Source organism: Bordetella hinzii LMG 13501 (assembly GCF_001548475.1).
Lineage (GTDB): Bacteria > Pseudomonadota > Gammaproteobacteria > Burkholderiales > Burkholderiaceae_B > Bordetella > Bordetella hinzii.
Map to the genome: position 1 here is coordinate 1 of NZ_LRUJ01000025.1, position 16,814 is coordinate 16,814.

At 68.0% G+C, this 16,814-nt stretch carries 15 protein-coding genes; 9 read left to right on the forward strand and 6 right to left on the reverse strand.

The window, feature by feature from the left end:
- Window positions 1–58 precede the first annotated feature (58 nt).
- Window positions 59–880, forward strand: coding sequence for a phosphonate ABC transporter, permease protein PhnE (gene phnE / locus AXA74_RS15860; RefSeq protein WP_029578352.1), 822 nt, complete (start codon window positions 59–61; stop codon window positions 878–880).
- A gap of 187 nt (window positions 881–1,067) precedes the next feature.
- On the forward strand, window positions 1,068–2,651 hold the full coding sequence (locus tag AXA74_RS15865; RefSeq protein ID WP_032955535.1) for a CYTH and CHAD domain-containing protein: 1,584 nt from the start codon (window positions 1,068–1,070) through the stop codon (window positions 2,649–2,651).
- A 10-nt stretch (window positions 2,652–2,661) separates the two neighbouring features.
- Here AXA74_RS15865 and ftsY read toward each other — a convergent pair whose 3' ends face one another.
- Complete coding sequence (gene ftsY, locus AXA74_RS15870; RefSeq protein WP_060833219.1) at window positions 2,662–3,900, reverse strand: signal recognition particle-docking protein FtsY; 1,239 nt, start codon at window positions 3,898–3,900, stop codon at window positions 2,662–2,664.
- Window positions 3,901–3,972: 72 nt separating this feature from the next.
- Between ftsY and rsmD the strand changes: the two genes are divergently transcribed.
- The 4 genes from rsmD (at window position 3,973) to AXA74_RS15890 (ending at window position 6,662) form a co-directional block, all read left to right on the forward strand.
- Window positions 3,973–4,593, forward strand: a complete 621-nt coding sequence (gene rsmD / locus AXA74_RS15875; protein ID WP_185843352.1) for a 16S rRNA (guanine(966)-N(2))-methyltransferase RsmD — start codon at window positions 3,973–3,975, stop codon at window positions 4,591–4,593.
- A gap of 23 nt (window positions 4,594–4,616) precedes the next feature.
- Complete coding sequence (coaD, locus tag AXA74_RS15880; protein WP_029578348.1) at window positions 4,617–5,129, forward strand: pantetheine-phosphate adenylyltransferase; 513 nt, start codon at window positions 4,617–4,619, stop codon at window positions 5,127–5,129.
- Between the two features lie 70 nt (window positions 5,130–5,199).
- A complete protein-coding gene (locus tag AXA74_RS15885; RefSeq protein ID WP_029578347.1) occupies window positions 5,200–5,454 on the forward strand; it encodes a YfhL family 4Fe-4S dicluster ferredoxin in 255 nt (84 codons plus the stop codon).
- Window positions 5,451–6,662 carry a benzoate/H(+) symporter BenE family transporter gene (locus AXA74_RS15890; RefSeq protein WP_032955491.1) on the forward strand — a complete coding sequence of 404 codons (1,212 nt, stop codon included), beginning with the start codon at window positions 5,451–5,453 and terminating at the stop codon, window positions 6,660–6,662. Before AXA74_RS15885 ends, AXA74_RS15890 begins: the two co-directional genes overlap by 4 nt.
- Here the strand turns inward: AXA74_RS15890 and AXA74_RS15895 are convergent.
- Entirely contained in the window at window positions 6,659–7,042 is a 384-nt protein-coding gene (locus tag AXA74_RS15895; RefSeq protein ID WP_029578345.1) for an MOSC N-terminal beta barrel domain-containing protein, read from the reverse strand. The genes AXA74_RS15890 and AXA74_RS15895 overlap by 4 nt on opposite strands.
- Window positions 7,039–9,528, reverse strand: a complete 2,490-nt coding sequence (locus AXA74_RS15900) for an AsmA family protein (protein WP_029578344.1) — start codon at window positions 9,526–9,528, stop codon at window positions 7,039–7,041. The genes AXA74_RS15895 and AXA74_RS15900 overlap by 4 nt, the downstream gene beginning before the upstream one ends.
- 467 nt (window positions 9,529–9,995) lie before the next feature.
- On the opposite strand from AXA74_RS15900, the gene AXA74_RS15905 reads away from it, so the two are divergent.
- From AXA74_RS15905 to AXA74_RS15915, 3 genes are all read left to right on the forward strand, one after another.
- Window positions 9,996–10,394 carry a DUF2946 family protein gene (locus tag AXA74_RS15905; RefSeq protein ID WP_029578343.1) on the forward strand — a complete coding sequence of 133 codons (399 nt, stop codon included), beginning with the start codon at window positions 9,996–9,998 and terminating at the stop codon, window positions 10,392–10,394.
- A gap of 79 nt (window positions 10,395–10,473) precedes the next feature.
- Window positions 10,474–12,573, forward strand: a complete 2,100-nt coding sequence (locus AXA74_RS15910) for a TonB-dependent receptor (protein ID WP_080700913.1) — start codon at window positions 10,474–10,476, stop codon at window positions 12,571–12,573.
- A 10-nt stretch (window positions 12,574–12,583) separates the two neighbouring features.
- Entirely contained in the window at window positions 12,584–14,011 is a 1,428-nt protein-coding gene (locus AXA74_RS15915) for a PepSY-associated TM helix domain-containing protein (protein WP_051593909.1), read from the forward strand.
- 15 nt (window positions 14,012–14,026) lie between these two features.
- Here the strand turns inward: AXA74_RS15915 and AXA74_RS15920 are convergent, their stop codons facing one another.
- The 3 genes from AXA74_RS15920 to AXA74_RS15930 all read right to left on the reverse strand — a co-directional run bounded on the left by AXA74_RS15920 (window position 14,027) and on the right by AXA74_RS15930 (window position 16,763).
- Window positions 14,027–14,875, reverse strand: coding sequence for a fumarylacetoacetate hydrolase family protein (locus tag AXA74_RS15920; protein WP_029578340.1), 849 nt, complete (start codon window positions 14,873–14,875; stop codon window positions 14,027–14,029).
- Between the two features lie 67 nt (window positions 14,876–14,942).
- The gene (locus tag AXA74_RS15925; protein WP_029578339.1) at window positions 14,943–15,905 is read right to left on the reverse strand and encodes a Bug family tripartite tricarboxylate transporter substrate binding protein; all 963 of its coding nucleotides are present in this window, start codon (window positions 15,903–15,905) and stop codon (window positions 14,943–14,945) included.
- Between the two features lie 63 nt (window positions 15,906–15,968).
- Window positions 15,969–16,763 (reverse strand): GntR family transcriptional regulator, encoded by a 795-nt coding sequence (locus tag AXA74_RS15930; RefSeq protein WP_051593810.1) that lies wholly within the window; start codon window positions 16,761–16,763, stop codon window positions 15,969–15,971.
- Window positions 16,764–16,814: the final 51 nt, after the last annotated feature.

Consider the following 16,814-nt stretch of genomic DNA (forward strand, 5'->3'; position numbering starts at 1 on the left):
GCATCCTGGCCAGGCGCTTGAACGGCGCGCGCGGCCTGGGCAAACCGGAGGCCCGTCCATGACGACGACATTGGCTTCCCAGGTCCAGGCCGGCCACCGCGGATGGCAGCGCTACAGCGCCGGCCAGCGCCTGCTGCGATTCATGCTCTACCTGCTGGTGGTGGCCGCCGTCGTGCAGGCGGTGCGCAGCGTCGAGGTGATTCCGGAGTTTCTCTACGATGCGCCGGAACAGATGGCCGACCTGCTCAGCCGCATGTGGCCCGTGGACTGGTCCTTCTATGCCGAAGGCGTGCACGGCCCGCTGGTCGAGACCCTGCACATCGCCACGCTGGGCACCTTGCTGTCGGTGGTGCTGGCCGTGCCGGTGGGCCTGCTGGCGGCCAACAACCTGACGCCCAGCCGCCTCCTGAACCAGCTGGCGCGCCTCATCCTCGTCTCCAGCCGCTCGGTCAACTCGCTGGTGTGGGCCCTGTTGTTCATCGCCATCTTCGGGCCGGGCGCCCTGGCCGGCACGCTGGCCATCGCCTTTCGCTCGATAGGCTTTGTCGGCAAACTGGTGGGCGAGGCCATCGAACAGGCGCACCGCGGCCCCATCGAAGCGCTGACGGCCACAGGCGCCAGCCGGGGCGCGGTGCTGTGGTATGGCTATTGGCCGCAGATCCGCCCGGCCTTCTGGTCCATCGTGCTCCTGCGCTGGGACATCAATGTGCGCGAGTCGGCCGTGCTGGGCCTGGTGGGCGCCGGCGGCATAGGCATGGCCCTGGACACCGCGCTCAATCTCTTCCAGTGGGACCGCGTCTCCCTGGTGCTGGCCTCGATCTTCGCCATCGTGGTCGTGGCCGAGGTCATCATCACCCAGGCGCGCAAGCGCATCCTCTGATCCCCGGAAACCCGTCGGGCCGCCCTCCGGGGCGGCCTTTTTCATGGCCGGGCGCTTTGATGGCCCGTTCGCCGGCGTTGGACGTATTTTCCTGAAGATTTCTTGATTTATTTCCGGATTATGACCGGTCATCAAGAAACGGTTGTGCCATGATTACTATCCCGACTTTTGCGTGGGCAAGGCCGACATGTCAGAACAAGAGTTGAAACTGCACGTCCCCGCCGCCGCGGTCGGCGGCGTCAGGCAGGAAATCGCCGGGCGGCAGGCCACGCGCCTGCCTTTGCGCGCCATGTATTTCGATACCCCGGAGCGCGAACTGGTCAAGGCCCGTATTGCCTTGCGGCTGCGCCAGGAAGGCGATACCTGGGTGCAGACGGTCAAGATGCCGGGTGCCAATGCCATCAGCCGCATCGAGCTGAATCACCTGCGGCCCGGTCCCGTGCTGGATCTCTCGGTCTACGCCGGCACCGAGGTGGGCGAGGCCCTGTCGCGCCTCCAGGGTCAGCTGGGCGTGCGCTACGAAACCGATGTGCAGCGCCTGCTCTGCAAACTGCGCGCCCGCGAGGGCACGGTCGAGGCCGCCCTGGACCTGGGCGTGCTGCGGGCCGGCGGCCTGGAGCTGCCCATCTGCGAAATCGAGTTCGAGCTGCTCTCCGGCCGCCCGCAGGCCATCTTCAGCATCGCCCGGGGCTGGCAGAAGCGCCATGGCCTGGTGCTGGACTCGCGCAGCAAATCCGAGCGCGGCGATGCGCTGGCGCAATTGGCCGCCGAACTGGGCCTGGCCGGCGATGAGGCCGCGGCCCGGCAGATCGTGGCGCGCTTCTGGGCGCCCCGCGGCTCGGTCGGCATCAGCCTGGACGCTGGGATGACGCCCGAACAGGCCATGAGCCGCGTGGCCGGGGAATGCCTGGAACAGATCATCCGCAACGCGGCCATGCTGGCCGAGGTCGACACGGCCGGCGTCTATGCCGCCGGCGGCCCCGAGCATGTGCACCAGCTGCGCGTGGGCATGCGCCGGCTGCGCTCGGCCTGGCGGCTGTTCGAGGGCGCCATCGAAGCGCCGCCCGCCCCGCTGCAATCCGGCATCCGCGAATACTTCGGCGCCCTGGGCGCCAGCCGCGACCAGGACGTACTGGCCGACACCATCGTGCCCGCCCTCATCCAGGCCGGCATGCCCGACATCCCGGTCGAGCCGGTGGTGCGCGGCGCCGACGCGCATGCGCTGTGCAGCGGCGCGGCCTTCCAGGGCTGGCTGCTGGATCTGTACGAATGGAGCCTGAATGTGCGCCCGGCAAGCGCGGACCGGACCGCGCCCGCTTTGGCCGATGGCCAGCCCTTCGAGCCGGCCATCATCCCGCTGGACGCCGCGCCGCCCAAGCCCACCCTGCTGCCCTTTCTGACGCGGCGCCTGCGCAAATGGCATAAACAGGTGGTGTCGCAAGGCATGCACTTCGGCGACCTGGAGCTGGCCGCCCGCCACGAGTTGCGCAAGCGCGCCAAGCGGCTGCGCTACGGGCTGTCATTCGCCGAATCGCTCCTGCCCGGGGCCCGCCTGCGCGGCTACCGCAAGCAACTGGCGGAGGTGCAGGACCTGTTGGGCGAAATCAATGATCTCGCGGTGGCCGCCGACCACTATCGCGCCCAGACCCTGAACCATCCGCAGGCCTGGTTCGCGCTGGGCTGGATCGCCGCCCGCCTGCAGACGCTGGCCACCCAGGCCCAGCCCGCCTTCGCCAGGCTGGCCAAGGGCAAGGGCTTCTGGAAGGCGTAGCGGCCGGCCGTCAGTCGGCCAACAGCGCGGTGGCGAACTCCTCGGCCACGAAGGGCTGCAGGTCTTCGAGCCCCTCGCCCACGCCGATCCAATAGACCGGCACGGGGCGCACGCCCTGGCTGCCGGCCGCGACCGCGGCCAGCGTGCCGCCCTTGGCGGTGCCGTCCAGCTTGGTCACCACCAGGCCGGTGAGCTGGATGGCGGCGTCAAAGGCGCGGATCTGGGCCAGCGCGTTCTGGCCCGTATTGCCGTCGACCACCAACAGCACTTCATGGGGCGCGGCCGCATCGGCCTTGCCGATGACGCGGCGGATTTTCTTGAGCTCTTCCATCAGGTGCAGCTGTGTCGGCAGGCGCCCCGCGGTGTCGATCATGACCACGCCGGCGCCGCGCGCGCGGCCCGCGTTGACGGCGTCAAACGCCACCGCCGCCGGGTCGCCGCCCTCCTGGGCGATGACGGTGACGTTGTTGCGGCTGCCCCATTCGATCAGTTGCTCGCGCGCCGCGGCGCGGAAGGTGTCGCCCGCGGCCAGCAGCACGCTGGCGCCCTGGCGCTGGAAGGTGTGGGCCAGTTTGCCGATGGAGGTGGTCTTGCCCGCGCCGTTGACGCCGGCAATCATCACCACCAGGGGCTGGCTGCGCCGCAGGTCGAAGCCGCGCTCCAGCGGCTTGAGGTGCTCGGCCAGCAATTGGCGCAGCGCCGCCTTGACCTGGGCGGGATCCTCGATGCGTTCTTTCTTGACGCGGGCGCGCAGGGCCGTGAGCAGTTTTTCGGTGGCCTCCATGCCCGCATCGGCCATGATGAGGGCCGACTCCAGCTCCTCGAACAGGTTTTCGTCGACTTTGACGCCGACGAAAATGCCGCCGAGGCTCTGGCCGGTGCGCGCCAGCCCCTGCTTGAGCCGGCTGAGCCAGGACGCCTTCTTGGGCGCGGCGGCGGCCGGCTCGGATACCGGCTCGGATACCGGCTCGGATACCGGCTCGGATACCGGCTCGGATACCGGCTCGGATACCGGCTCGGGCGCGGCCTGCGGGGGCACGGGCGGCGGGGCGACAGGCGCCGGTTCGACGGCCGCCGGTTCAAGGGGAGCCGCTTGAGCCGGAATCGGCTCAACGGGGGCCGTATCAACGGGGGACGGGTCAGCGGGCGGCGGGACGGGCTCGGCCGGCTGGACGACGGGCTCCGGCGGCGGCGCGGGCGTGGCCGGCGCGGCGGGCGGAGGGGTCTTTTTCTTGAAGAAGCTGAACATATTCAAAAGTATATTCGGGATCGCCCTTGCCACGCCGCGAACGGCTACTATTCGCGCCAGGAGGTTCCGTTCTTGAAGCAATCCGCAAGCGGCGCGCGCGCCATCCGCATCGTCGGCGGCCAATTCCGCCGCACCCCGATCACCGTGCCGGACGTCCCCGGCCTGCGCCCCACCCCCGACCGGGTGCGTGAAACCCTGTTCAACTGGCTGGCCCATCTCTGGCATGGCGATTTCCATGACAAGCGCGTGCTGGACCTGTTCGCCGGCAGCGGCGCGCTCGGGCTGGAAGCGGCCTCCCGCGGCGTGGCGCAGGTCCAGATGGTCGAGCGCGACCGGGCCGCGGTGTCCGCGCTACGGACACTGCGCGATAAATTAAAGGCCGATCAGATCCGCATCCACGCCGGCGACGCCCTGCAGGCCCTGTCGCGCATGGACGCTTCGCGCTTTGACCTCGTTTTGCTGGACCCGCCCTTCGGACAGGGTTGGCTGGAGCGGATCTGGCCGCTTCTGCCCCCCGTGCTGGAAGACGGCGCCCTGGTCTATGTGGAAGCGGAATCTCCCGTCCAGGCTCCGCCGGAATTCACACTTTTGCGCGATGGCAAGGCCGGCGCCGTCCATTACCGCCTGCTCCAATTTGCTGCATTGCGGAAAACGGACAATAATCCGGATTCGGAGGATGGTGTAACGCCATAAACATATAAGGTTTGGGAGCCCGCATGATCACCGCCGTATACCCCGGCACGTTCGACCCGCTCACGCGCGGTCACGAAGACTTGGTTCGCCGCGCCGCAGCCCTGTTCGACAAAGTGGTTGTGGGGGTGGCCTACAGCCGCAATAAAAAGCCCTTTTTCAGCATCGACGAGCGCGTGGAGATCGCGCGCGAGGTGCTGGGCCATTACCCCAATGTCGAAGTGCAGAGCTTCGGCGGACTGCTCAAGGATTTCGTCCGCGAGCAGAATGGGCGCGTCATCGTCCGCGGCCTTCGCGCCGTGTCCGATTTCGAATACGAATTCCAGATGGCCGGCATGAACCGCCACCTGCTGCCCGACGTCGAGACGCTATTCATGACGCCCTCGGATCAATACCAGTTCATTTCGGGCACCATCGTGCGCGAGATCGCGCAGCTGGGCGGCGACGTCAGCAAATTCGTCTTCCCTTCGGTCGAGCGCTGGCTGCAGGCCAAGGCCAAGGAGCGCCGCGAGCAGTCCTGGCCCAATAACGCCGGCTGATCCGGCGCCGGGGCCGGCCGCCTGGCGGCGCTACAATGCAAGGGACCTCCGTCCCTCGCGCCGCCCTGCCATGGCCCTACTCATTACCGACGAATGCATCAACTGCGACGTCTGCGAACCGCAGTGCCCCAACGAAGCCATTTCGATGGGCGAGGACTATTACGTCATCGATCCTGACCGCTGCACCGAATGTGTCGGCCACTACGACGAGCCGCAATGCAAGGTGGTCTGCCCGGTCGAGTGCATCGAACTGCACCCTCAGTGGAAAGAAGGCCAGGAGGCCCTGATGGCCAAGTACCGCCGCCTCACCGGTGCCCCCGCATGAGCGGGCCCGAACAGTCTTCCGCGCTCTGCGCTCCCCGCCGCCCCGCCGCCCAGGATCTGTCGGCCTCGGCCGTCATCGCCGGGCTGGTCGCGGTCATCGTCAGCTTCAGCGGCACCGCCGTGCTGATGGTGCAGGCCGGCCATGCCGGCGGCCTGGACACCGCGCGGATCGGCTCCTGGCTGGGCTCCATCTGCCTGGCCCTGGGCCTGGGCGGCGCCCTGGTCAGCCTGCGCACCGGCCTGCCCGTGGTCTTCGCCTGGTCCACGCCGGGCGCGGCGCTGCTGGTCACCGGCCTGGCCGGCGTGCCTTTCGACCAGGCGGTCGGCGCCTTCATGCTGGCCGCCCTGCTCACCATCATTTGCGGCGTCTTCGGCTGGATCGATCCCATCGTGCGCCGTATCCCGGGCGAGATCGCCGGCGCCATGCTGGCGGGCGTGCTGCTGAATTTCGGCATGGGCGTGTTCCGCAGCATGGCCGGCGCGCCGGCGCTGGTGCTCACGATGTGCCTGGCTTATCTGGTCTTCAAACGCTGGCTGCCGCGCTTTGCCATCATGGCCGTGCTGGCGCTGGGCCTGGCCGTGGCCGCCGGCCAGGGCCTGCTGCACCTGGACACCGTGCGATGGGAGTGGACCGAGTTCGTCTGGACCACGCCGACCTTCACACTGCAGGCCGCCATCAGCCTGGGCGTGCCGCTGTTCGTCGTGGCCATGGCTTCGCAAAATCTTCCCGGCCTGGCCATCCTGCAGGCTGCCGGCTACCGCCCCCCGGCCTCGCGCCTGGTGGCCCTGACCGGCCTGGCCGGCCTGGTCGCTGCGCCCTTCGGGGCGCACAGCGTCACGCTGGGCGCCATCATCGCCGCGCTGTGCACCGGCCCCGAAGCCCATCCCGACCCCGCCCGCCGCTATGTGGCCGCGGCCACCTACGGCCTGAGCTATGTGCTGTTGAGCGTGGCGGCCGGCACGGTCGCGGTGTTTTTCCAGGCCTTGCCGGCGGCGCTCATCGCCGCGCTGGCCGGGCTTGCGCTATTGGGCGCCATCATGGGCGGCATGGCCAATGCCATGGGCAGCCCGCAGCGCCGCGAAGCGGCGCTGATCACCCTCTTGGCCACCGCCTCGGGCGTGAGTTTCTGGGGGATAGGATCGGCCTTCTGGGGCCTGGCCGCGGGCCTGCTGGCCCACGTGGTGTTCAGCCTTCGCGCCCGGGCCTAGAGCGGCCAGCGCACGGCGTCCATGTCGGGATGCACCTTGAGCAAGCGCGCCGGGATGCCCAGGTGGTTGGACATCCAGGCCGCGGCCAGCTCGCCTTCGTCGACGACGTCCACCGCCTGCCCGCCGATGAGGATCTGATAGCGCACGCTGTCATCGTCCTCGATGACATCCAGCGGGATATCCAGGCGCAGCATGCCCGGCGCGCGCAGCACCAGATAGCCCAGGCGCAGCTCCACGCTCACCTGCGCCAGTCCGGGGCAGAGCTCGGGCGTCAGCCATTGGCCGGCGTCATTGCTGACCAGCCAGCGGCGCTGGTAATCGGCCGCCTGGGCCTGCCCGGTGTGGCCGCAGCCGGCCACTGGCTGATAGGTCGTGCTCATTTGCCCAGGACGCCCTTGAGTGCCTTGCCCACATCGCCCTTGCCGGCCTTGCCGCCCAGGGCTTCCTTGATCTTGCTCTCCACGCCGCGCTTGAGCAGCGTGCCGGCGATCTCGCGCCATTGCACGGTGTAGACCGGCTTGTCGAACGTGCCGCTGATAAGGACCGGCACCGGCAGGTTGCGCAGCTCGGCGAGGTCCTTGCCTTCGTTGCTGGCATTGACCACGCGCGCGATCGCCACGAAGTTGATCGTGCTGTTGACGAAATCGATGGCCGCCGGCTGGCCCTGGGACACGCGCAGGTAGTCCGTGGCGATGTCCAGGCGCTTGACCGTGCCCACGCCCTTGGCCAGCGTCATGTCGCCTTCCATGGCGGTGAAGGCGGTCTGGCGCGCGTTGTCGGCCCCGAACGTCATGTCTTCCGGCTGGCCGCTGACCACGGCCTTGAGGTCGCGCAGGGTCTGCGACAGGTTGATGCCCTTGACCGCGCCGTCGCGCAGGCGCAGCTGCACCGAGCCGCCCAGATTGGTGGTCAGCGCATAGCTGTTGGCGCCCGCCGTGCTCAGATCCAGCGCCAGGCTGCCATTGCCGGACAGCGTGTCGCGCTTGGCGACGTCGACCAGCAAGGGCTCGATGGCGATCCCCGTGAGATTGAGCTTGGCGGCCATCTGGTTGCCGTCGGCCGCGTTGACCGAGAACGCGCCGGCCAGCTTGCCGTTGTAGAGATCGGCGGCCAGGCCGGTGATGTCCAGCTTGCCTTTCTCCAGCTTGATGTTGGCGCCCACCTGCGACGCCTTCAGGCCGCGCACGACCAGCTGGCCGACCTTGATCGTGCCATTGGCGCTGGGGCCCACCAGCCCGGAAAGATTGATGCTGTCGTCAGCGGGCTTGGCGGGCGCGGCAGGCTTGGCCGGCGGCTTGGATTCATCCTGCTTGCCGTCGCCGGCCGGCTTGGCCGGCGCGGCCGCCACGGGCGGCGCCAGCTTGTCGAGGTCCAGCGTGTCCACGGCCAGCGCGAACTTCAGCTGGGGCTGGGCCGAGAGCTGGGCCAGGTCCGCGGTGAGGTCGAACTTGCCGCCCTCGAGCACGGCGTTGATCTTGGCGCTGGCCTGGTCCTTGAGCAGGTCGGCCGACACGCTGCCGATCACCGGGATCTGCAGGCTGCCCTTGGGCAGGGCCGGGTCGGTGATGTTGACATCGCCCTTGAGCGCGGCCAGGCCGACCACGCGCTGCGCGAGGTTCAGCGACACCGGCGAGGCGAACACGGTCTTGACCAGGCGCTCGCCCTGCTTGAAGCTGCCGTCGACCTTGGCTTCCTTGATGTCCAGTTCGGAAGCATTGCCGCTGATGCCGGTCAGGCCGAAGCTGGCGTCCAGCGATTGATTGCGGATGCGCCCGGTGAGCGCATCGCCGCCGGCGGAGGCGGGCGAGACATGGAGGCTCGGCGTATCGAGCGCGAATTCGAAAGGCCCCTCGGCGGCCGTGCCCTTGGCGCGCACGGCGAGTTTCTCGACCTGCAGCTGGGTCTTGTGCGGGTCCAGGGAGAGCTTGGGCACCGCCACGCTGGCGTCCACGCCCGTCAGCTTGGCCGAGGGGTGGGCGATATCGCCCTGGAAGAGCATCTCCAGCCCGGCCACGTCCAGCGAGGACGTCGCGCCATTGAAGGCCAGGTTGCCGCGCACCACCAGGCTCTTGGCCTGGGCGCTGGGAATCTTGCCCTCCATGCGCAGATCCAGGCGCTGGGCGGCATAGCGCTTGGCCGCCGGATCCAGCCGCAGCAGCGCCTGGCCGGTCAGGCCGGCGTCAAAGCGCGGATCCCCGCCCTCGACGCGCGCGGTCAGGCTCACGTCGAAAGGCTGGTTGAAGGTCACCCGCCCGGTATTGGCATTGAGCTGCGTGACCGAGACCGCCATGCCGGTCATGGCATCCTGCATCTGCAGCTCGCCGTCCTTGAGGTCCAGGCCGGCGATGTCGATCTGCATGCTGCGCGGCGCGCTGACCGTGCCGCTGGCCAGGGCCTGCGCGGCGCCCGAGATGGCGCCCACCGTGGCCTCGGCCGCATTGGCCGGCACGCCGGTGTTCTGCACCGATCCGCCGACCAGATTCTCGAAATTGAAATGGCCGTTCTTGTCGCGCATGATGCGCGCCTTGAAGCCATTGATGGTGACGTGGTCGACGACCAGGTTGTTGGACAGCAGGGGCCAGACGGCCACGGCCAGGCGCATGCTGTCGATCGACGCGAAGGTCTCGGGGCTCTTGGGCTCGGACAGGGACACACCCTGCACCGACAGGCCGATGCGCGGGAACAGCGAAAGCTCGATCTCGCCTTCGATCGTCAGCGTGCGCTGATAGCGCTCCTGGACCAGTTCCTCAAGCTTGTACTTGTAGGCATTGGGATCGAAGGTCAGCAGGAAGATGGCCAATCCCACGACCGCCACCAGCACCAACACCACCAAGCCTATCAAAATGCGCTTGAACCACGTCTTCATTGCCGCCCCGTCGATAACTCGACTTGGAATAATCCCAAAAGGGCCGGCCCCGTCGGGACCGGCGCGTTCACCGTGGCTACCCTCCGCCAACCAGGACCGCCAGCATTCGAGGCAAGCCACATCGGCCTGGCCGAGGGGACAAGGCAGAGGTTTCAGGGAAAAGGGAGCGTCAACGGCTTGATCCGCGCGCAGCCGCGCCGGATAACGCTATCGTAACAAATCAGGGGCGCCTCAATGGAAATGCCACGCATCCTGGAAGACAAAACCCCTGGGTTTGCGCAAGCATAAGGGAAAATCCCAGGCCTGGCAGGCGCCACAAGCCGGAAAACCCGCCCCAGATCCGCGCTTTCCCAGCGGAGCGCGGCAGGTTTTGTTGCGCAATGGCGAGTTTTGCAACCTGCCGCGGCCCCTGTGCGCGGCCCGCCGCCGGCCCCAAGTGGCCAAGTGGTCTAGAATCCTTAGCCATCATGCAGATCCGGGCCACCCCCTTGCCGCGATGCCGCGCCGCCGTTTTCTGGCTGGCGCTGCTGCTGTTCGCGCTCAAGGCCCTGGTGCCCCAGGGTTTCATGCCCGGTTCGCCGCATGGCGGCACGCTGATCCAGCTCTGCTCGGCCTCCGGCCCCATCTGGGTGCAGGGCCCGTCCAAGGCCGACCACGCGCCCGACGAGCGCCATGCCGCGCAGGCCGCCGCCTGTTCGGTGGGCGCGGCCGTGGCCGCCGCGGCCCTGCTGGGCGCGCCGCCCGCGCCGGTGCCGGTCGCCGAACAAGTTTTCCCCATCGCCGCGCGCGCCCCGCCCACGCCGCGCGTCCATCCCGTCCTCAGCGCGCCGCTCGGCGCGCGCGCCCCTCCCCTGTCTCTCGCCTGATCGCCGCCGGCAGCGTGCTGCCGGCCTGATTCTTGCCGTCCATCGCGGACGGTCCTCAACGATTTGAACGAGAGATTCCATGCGAACCCCCTCCGTCAGGATGCGCCTGGCCGCGCTTTGCTGCGTGCCCGGCGCGGCCTGGGCCGCGCCCGTGGCCACCCTGCCCAGCATCGCCGTGCGCGGCGATGACACCGTCCTGCAGCAACCCGCCGCCACTGGCACCCTGCTGGGCCTGACGCCCTTGCAGACGCCGGCCAGCATCGAGATCATCGACAACGCGCAGCTGCGCGAGCGCGGCGCGGTCAATGCCATCGACGCCATTACCCAGGCCACCGGCATCAGCGCCATGCGCCACCCCGGCAACGGCGGCTCCTCGCTGTCTTCGCGCGGATTCACCGACAGCAATTCGGTAGCCATGCTCTATGACGGCGTGCGGCAGTTCGGCGGCGTGGGCCAGACCTTCGTCTACGACCCCTGGGCCGTGGACCGCATCGAGGTCCTGCGCGGCCCGGCCTCGGTGCTGTATGGCGAGGGCGCCATCGGCGGCGTGGTCAACGTCATCCCCAAGAAACCCACGCGCGGCCCCGTCGAGAACGAAATCCAGCTCACGGCGGGCACGCATGACACCCAGCGCCTGGGCTTTGGCAGCGGCGGCGCGCTGGATGACCGCTGGTCGTACCGGCTGGACCTCAGCGGCAACCACACGGACTCGGGCCTGAGCCTGGGCGACAGCCGCAATACCGCCGCGACGGCCGCGTTGCGCCTGGACGTCTCGCCGCAGCTCAATTTCACGCTCACCCAGGCCTTTTCCTGGCAGGAGCCCACGCGCTATTTCGGCACGCCGCTGGTCGATGGCAGCCTGGACTACGGCTTGCGGCGGCAGAACTACAACGTCGCCGACAGCAAGATCATCTACCGCGATAGCCGCAGCGAACTGAAGGCCGAATGGACGCCCAATGCAACGACCCAGCTGCGCGCGCGCGTGTACTACATCGGCAGCGACCGCGATTATCGCGACGCCGAGAACTACACCTGGCTGCCCACGGGCATGATCCAGCGCAGCGCCTATACGGATATCCGGCACGACCAGTCCCAGGCCGGCGCCATCGCCGACGCCAGCTTCGACGGCCGGTTGCTGGGCCTGCGCAACAAAGTGGCCGTCGGTTTCGAACTCAACCGCGCGTCGCTCAAGCACAGCAACAACTCACCCTATGGCGGCACGTCGGTCGTCGACCCCTACGAGGTGGACCACGGGCGCTTCATCAACCTGGCCGGTACCTCGCCGCGCTATCGCAACACGGCCGGGCAGTACGCACTGTTTGCCGAAGACCGGCTGATGCTCACCGACCGCTGGTCCGTGCTGGCCGGGCTGCGCTACGACCACATCGACCTCAAGCGCCGCGACCTGGTGGCCGGGCAGACCGCCTACCGCACCCAGTTCGACAATGTGGGCTGGCGCGTGGGCTCGGTCTACGCCTTCACCCCCGATCTCTCGGTCTATGCGCAATACGCCGAGGCCGCCGACCCGGTCGGCAGCCTGCTGCTGCTCTCGCCGGCCAACAAGGACTTTGATCTTTCCACGGGCCGCCAGGTCGAGGTCGGCATCAAGCATGCCTTCTGGGACCAGCGCGGCCAATGGACGCTGGCCGCCTACCACATCCGCAAGAACCACCTGCTCAGCCGCGACCCCAACGATCCTTCGCTGCGGGTGCAGGTCGGCGAGCAATCCAGCCGGGGCCTGGAAGCCACGCTGGGCCTGCAGATCAGCGCCGATCTGCGCCTGGACCTCAATGCCGCGCTGCTGCGCGCGCGCTATGACGACTTCAGCGAATCCGCGGGCGGCCAGGCGGTCTCGCGCGATGGCAATGTCCCCGCCGACGTGCCCGAGAGAATCGCCAATGCCTGGCTGAGCTGGCGTTTCGCTCCCCAGTGGACGGCGGCGGCCGGCCTGCGCTATGTGGGCCGCCGCTATGCCGACGCGGCCAACAAACTGGAGATGGCGGGCTACACGACCACCGACCTGGCGCTCATCTGGGAGGCGCGCCGCGACCTCACCCTGGCCCTGCGTGGCTACAACGTCTTCGACCGCCAGTACGCCGAGACCGCTTATTACAACCAGACCCAATGGCTGGTCGGCGAAGGACGGCGCGTGGAACTGAGCGCCAACTACCGCTTCTGAGGAGATCCCCATGTCCCTGCCCCACCCCCTGAACGAAGGCGCCGCCGAACGCGCGGCCACGGGCGACCTCTACCGCGCGGTGTGGCGCTGGCACTTCTATGCCGGCCTGCTGGTCCTGCCCTTCATGATCGTGCTGGCCATCACCGGCGCCCTCTATTTGTTCCACAACGAGATCGAGGACGCCTGGTACCGCGATCTGCGGCAGGTGCCCGTGGCCAACGGCGCGCCGCGCGCGCCCGAAGCCCTCGCCGCCATCGCGCTGGCCTCCCAGCCTGGCGGCGTCCTGGTCAAGTACCTGCCGCCCGCCTCGCCGCGCGCCTCGGCGCAGGCCGTGGTGCGCACGCCGGCGGGCGAGCGGCTGTCGATCTATGCCGATCCCTATACCGGACGCATACTGGGCAGCCTGCCGGAGCGCGGCACCCTGATGTGGACCATCCGGCGGCTGCATAGCCTGGACTACTTCGGCCCCGTGGCCAACGCCCTGATCGAGATTGCCGCCGGATGGTCGCTGCTGCTGGTGGCCAGCGGCCTCTATCTCTGGTGGCCGCGAGGCCGCCGCCAGGGCGTCATCACGGTGCGCGGCGGCCCCGGCCGGCGGGTCTTCTGGCGTGACTTGCACGCGGTGACCGGCCTGTTCACGGCCTTGTTCATCGTCTTCCTCGCCCTGACGGGGCTGCCCTGGTCGCAGATCTGGGGCGCCAAGGTCAACCAATGGGCCAATGGCAGCAACTTCGGCTATCCGGCCGGGGTGCGCGTGCAGCTTCCCATGTCCGACCTCAAGCTGGCCGACCAGGGGCCGACCACATGGTCGCTGGAGCAGGCGCGGCTGCCGCGGTCCGGCGGCGGGCATGAAGGCCACGCCGGCCATGACGCCGGCGGCCCGGCGCACACGCATCCGGCCATGCCGATGGGCGCGCCGGCTGCCATCGGCCTGGACCGCGCGGTAGCGGTTTTCGAGCATCTCGGCCTGGCGCCGGGCTATGCCATCAACCTGCCCGACGGGCCGCGCGGCGTCTACACGGCCTCGGTCTATCCCAATGATCTGCACCAGCAGCGCGTCGTGCACCTGGACCAATACAGCGGCAAGCCGCTGCTGGACATGCGCTATGCCGACTATGGCCCCCTCGGCAGGACGCTGGAATGGGGCATCAATGTGCACATGGGCCAGGAGTTCGGCCTGGCCAACCAGATCATCCTGGCCCTGGCCTGCCTGGCCATCGTGCTGCTGTCGGTGTCGGCCGCCGCCATGTGGTGGAAGCGGCGGCCCGCCGGCCGGCTGGGCATACCGCCCGCGCCGCGCGAGGCGCGCGCCCTGCGCGGCGTGCTGGCCATCATGGCGATCGGCGGCCTGATCTTTCCCTTGGTGGGGCTGTCGCTCATCCTGATGTGGCTGTTCGACCGGCTGGCCCTGCGGCTGGCGAGGGCCCGCGCCAGCTGAGCCGGCCGATCCTGGCTAGCGCGCGAAGGCCACCACGCGCTGGCGCTGGCTGCCCAGGCCCTGCACGCCGAGGGTCATGACGTCGCCTTCACGCAGGAAGACCGGCGGCTTCATGCCCAGGCCCACGCCGGGCGGGGTGCCGGTGATGATGATGTCGCCCGGCAGCAGCGTCATGAAGCGGCTGACGTAGCTCACGATGGTCTTCACCCCGAAGATCATCGTGCGCGTATTGCCGGTCTGCATGCGCTGGCCGTTGAGGTCCAGCCACAGATCCAGCGATTGCGGATCGGGCACCTCGTCGCGTGTCACCAGCCAGGGGCCGATGGGCCCGAAGGTATCGCAGCCTTTGCCCTTGTCCCAGGTGCCGCCGCGGTCCATCTGGAATTCGCGCTCGCTCACGTCATTGACCACGCAATAGCCGGCCACGTAATCCAGCGCCGCCTCCTCCTCGACATAGCGCGCGCGCTCGCCGATGACGATCCCCAGCTCCACTTCCCAATCTCCCTTCTGCGACCCTTCGGGCAGCATGACGGGATCGTCCGGGCCCTGGATGCAGGAGGTGGCCTTCATGAAGATCACGGGCTCTTTGGGCACCGGCGCGCCGACCTCGGCCGCGTGGTCGAAATAGTTCAGGCCGATGGCGATGAATTTACCCACATTGGCCACGGGACATCCCATGCGCGGCTCGCCCGCCACGGCCGGCAGGCTGGCCGGGTCACGGGCGGCCAGCGCGGCCAGCGCCTGGCGGCCGAGTTGCGCGGCGCCGATATCGGGCACCACGCCCGACAGATCCCGCAACACGCCTTGCGCGTCGATCAGGCCGGGCTTTTCCTGGCCCGCCGGGCCGAATCTCACCAGTTTCATGCTTGCTTCCTCATTGTTTCCTTGATGATGAAAGGCGCGGGGACCGCGCCGCGACTTGCTCGCCGCCCTATTCCAGCTGGACGTTGGCGGTCTTGATCGTGTCGCCCCAGCGGGCGATTTCAGCCTTGATGTAGGTGTTGGTCTGGTCGGGCGTGCTCAGCATCACCTCCGCGCCCAGCGCGGCCAGCTGCTGCTGCACGGCCGGTTTCTGCAAGGCGATCTGCATGGCCTTGTTGAGTTTCTCGACGATGGACGCGGAAGTGCCCTTGGGCACCAGCAGCGCGGCCCAGGTCTGGGCGTCAAAGCCGGGCACGCCGGCGCGATCCATGGTCGGGATATCCGGCAAGGCCTTGGACCCGTTGCGGCTGCCCACGGCAAAGACCTTCAAGGCGCCCTTCTGCACATGCGGCATGATGGCCGGGCCCGACTCGAACATCATCGCCACATCGCCGCTCATCAGCCCGGTCAGGGCGGCGGCCGCGCCGCGATAAGGAACGTGCATGATGTTGAGCCCTGCCTGGCGCTTGAACATTTCCATCGTGAGGTGATTGGTCAGGCCCGTGCCGCCCGAACCATAGTTCAGCTGCCCGGGGTGTTTTTTTACGTAGTCGATCAGTTCCTTGAGATTATTGGCCGGAAAATCGGCGCGCGTCACGAGAAACTGCGGCACCACCACCACCATGGACACCGCGGTGAAGTCCTTCAGCGTATCGTAGGGCAGCTTTCTGTAGAGCCCGGGGTTGATCGCCAGCGGCCCGCTGGAGGCCATCAGCAGCGTATACCCATCGGCATCGGAGCGCTTGGCGCCCTCCATGCCGATGATGCCGCCGGCGCCGCCGCGGTTGTCGACGAAAAATGCCTGGCCCAGTGACTCCGTCAATTGCTGGCCGATGGTGCGGGCCAGCACGTCGGTCGTCTGTCCAGCCGGGAAAGGCACGATGATCTTCACGCCCCGGTCGGGGTAATCGGCCTTGGCGCCCGCGCCGAACAGGGCGCCCAGGCATAACAGTGCTGCGAGTGCTCGTTTCATGGATTGTCTCCTCCATCCTTTTTTGTCCGAGCACGCTGCAAATGCGCCGAAGGGAAACTCAGCTCATGGCTCCTCTCCACGTTCCCATTCGGTCTGCAACTTGAAGCGGTCGGCCACATAGAAGTTTTCAGATACCGTCAGCAGACGGTCTTGCGGGTCGAAATAAGCGCGCAGCATCCGCAGGGCGGGGCTGCCGCTGTCCAGGCCGAGCTGGAACAAGGCGTTCTCAGGCATCAGCGTGGCCTCAATCTGCTGGCGGATCCGGTGGATCTCCTGACCGTAGTCGTCCTGCAGCATCTTGTAGATGCTGGGATGATTGCCATGCAGCTTTTCTTTGATCCTCTCGAACTCGGGACGCAGGTAGACGCGCGTGTACGAAATCACGCGGCCGTTCTCGACCAGGCAGCGGTTGGTATGCAGCACCAGCCATTTCGAGCCGGCCTCGCAGCGCAGCGACTCGGCCATGGCCTCGTCGGCCACCGCCACGGTTTCGCCGAAGACTTCCAGGCGGGTCTGGTCCGTGTAGGCCAGGAGGTCCTTCATGGACCCCAGGCCCGCCACATAGCTGGGCTGGGTGGCGCCCGGCTGGGCCGACATCACCACCGTGCCGATACTGGGATAGCGCACGATCATGCCGGTGTCGACCAGGCGCCGGGTGGCCTCCCGGACCGTATGGCGGCTCACGCCGAAAGTGGCGCTCAGCTGCGCCTCGGTCGGCAACAGGGAGCCCACGGGGTACTTCCCTGACGTGATGCCGTCCAGCAGGCTTTGGTGCAGCCAGGCATAGCGCGGCTGGGTTTTGCTCCTGGGCGTGGCCCGCGTGGGCTTGCCCAGGGGCTTGCCGTCGTTCTTGGACATGCGTCCACCTTAGATCCAAAAAAAGTTTAGAAAGCAATGTACGTACATTAA

What these genes read in the sequence shown, in the direction of transcription:
- phnE (WP_029578352.1), top strand. Translation starts at nt 59, where the DNA reads ATGACGACGACATTGGCTTCCCAGGTCCAGGCCGGCCACCGCGGATGG.
- AXA74_RS15865 (WP_032955535.1), top strand. Translation starts at nt 1,068, where the DNA reads ATGTCAGAACAAGAGTTGAAACTGCACGTCCCCGCCGCCGCGGTCGGC.
- ftsY (WP_060833219.1), bottom strand. Translation starts at nt 3,900, where the DNA reads ATGTTCAGCTTCTTCAAGAAAAAGACCCCTCCGCCCGCCGCGCCGGCC.
- coaD (WP_029578348.1), top strand. Translation starts at nt 4,617, where the DNA reads ATGATCACCGCCGTATACCCCGGCACGTTCGACCCGCTCACGCGCGGT.
- AXA74_RS15885 (WP_029578347.1), top strand. Translation starts at nt 5,200, where the DNA reads ATGGCCCTACTCATTACCGACGAATGCATCAACTGCGACGTCTGCGAA.
- AXA74_RS15890 (WP_032955491.1), top strand. Translation starts at nt 5,451, where the DNA reads ATGAGCGGGCCCGAACAGTCTTCCGCGCTCTGCGCTCCCCGCCGCCCC.
- AXA74_RS15895 (WP_029578345.1), bottom strand. Translation starts at nt 7,042, where the DNA reads ATGAGCACGACCTATCAGCCAGTGGCCGGCTGCGGCCACACCGGGCAG.
- AXA74_RS15900 (WP_029578344.1), bottom strand. Translation starts at nt 9,528, where the DNA reads ATGAAGACGTGGTTCAAGCGCATTTTGATAGGCTTGGTGGTGTTGGTG.
- AXA74_RS15905 (WP_029578343.1), top strand. Translation starts at nt 9,996, where the DNA reads ATGCAGATCCGGGCCACCCCCTTGCCGCGATGCCGCGCCGCCGTTTTC.
- AXA74_RS15910 (WP_080700913.1), top strand. Translation starts at nt 10,474, where the DNA reads ATGCGAACCCCCTCCGTCAGGATGCGCCTGGCCGCGCTTTGCTGCGTG.
- AXA74_RS15915 (WP_051593909.1), top strand. Translation starts at nt 12,584, where the DNA reads ATGTCCCTGCCCCACCCCCTGAACGAAGGCGCCGCCGAACGCGCGGCC.
- AXA74_RS15920 (WP_029578340.1), bottom strand. Translation starts at nt 14,875, where the DNA reads ATGAAACTGGTGAGATTCGGCCCGGCGGGCCAGGAAAAGCCCGGCCTG.
- AXA74_RS15925 (WP_029578339.1), bottom strand. Translation starts at nt 15,905, where the DNA reads ATGAAACGAGCACTCGCAGCACTGTTATGCCTGGGCGCCCTGTTCGGC.
- AXA74_RS15930 (WP_051593810.1), bottom strand. Translation starts at nt 16,763, where the DNA reads ATGTCCAAGAACGACGGCAAGCCCCTGGGCAAGCCCACGCGGGCCACG.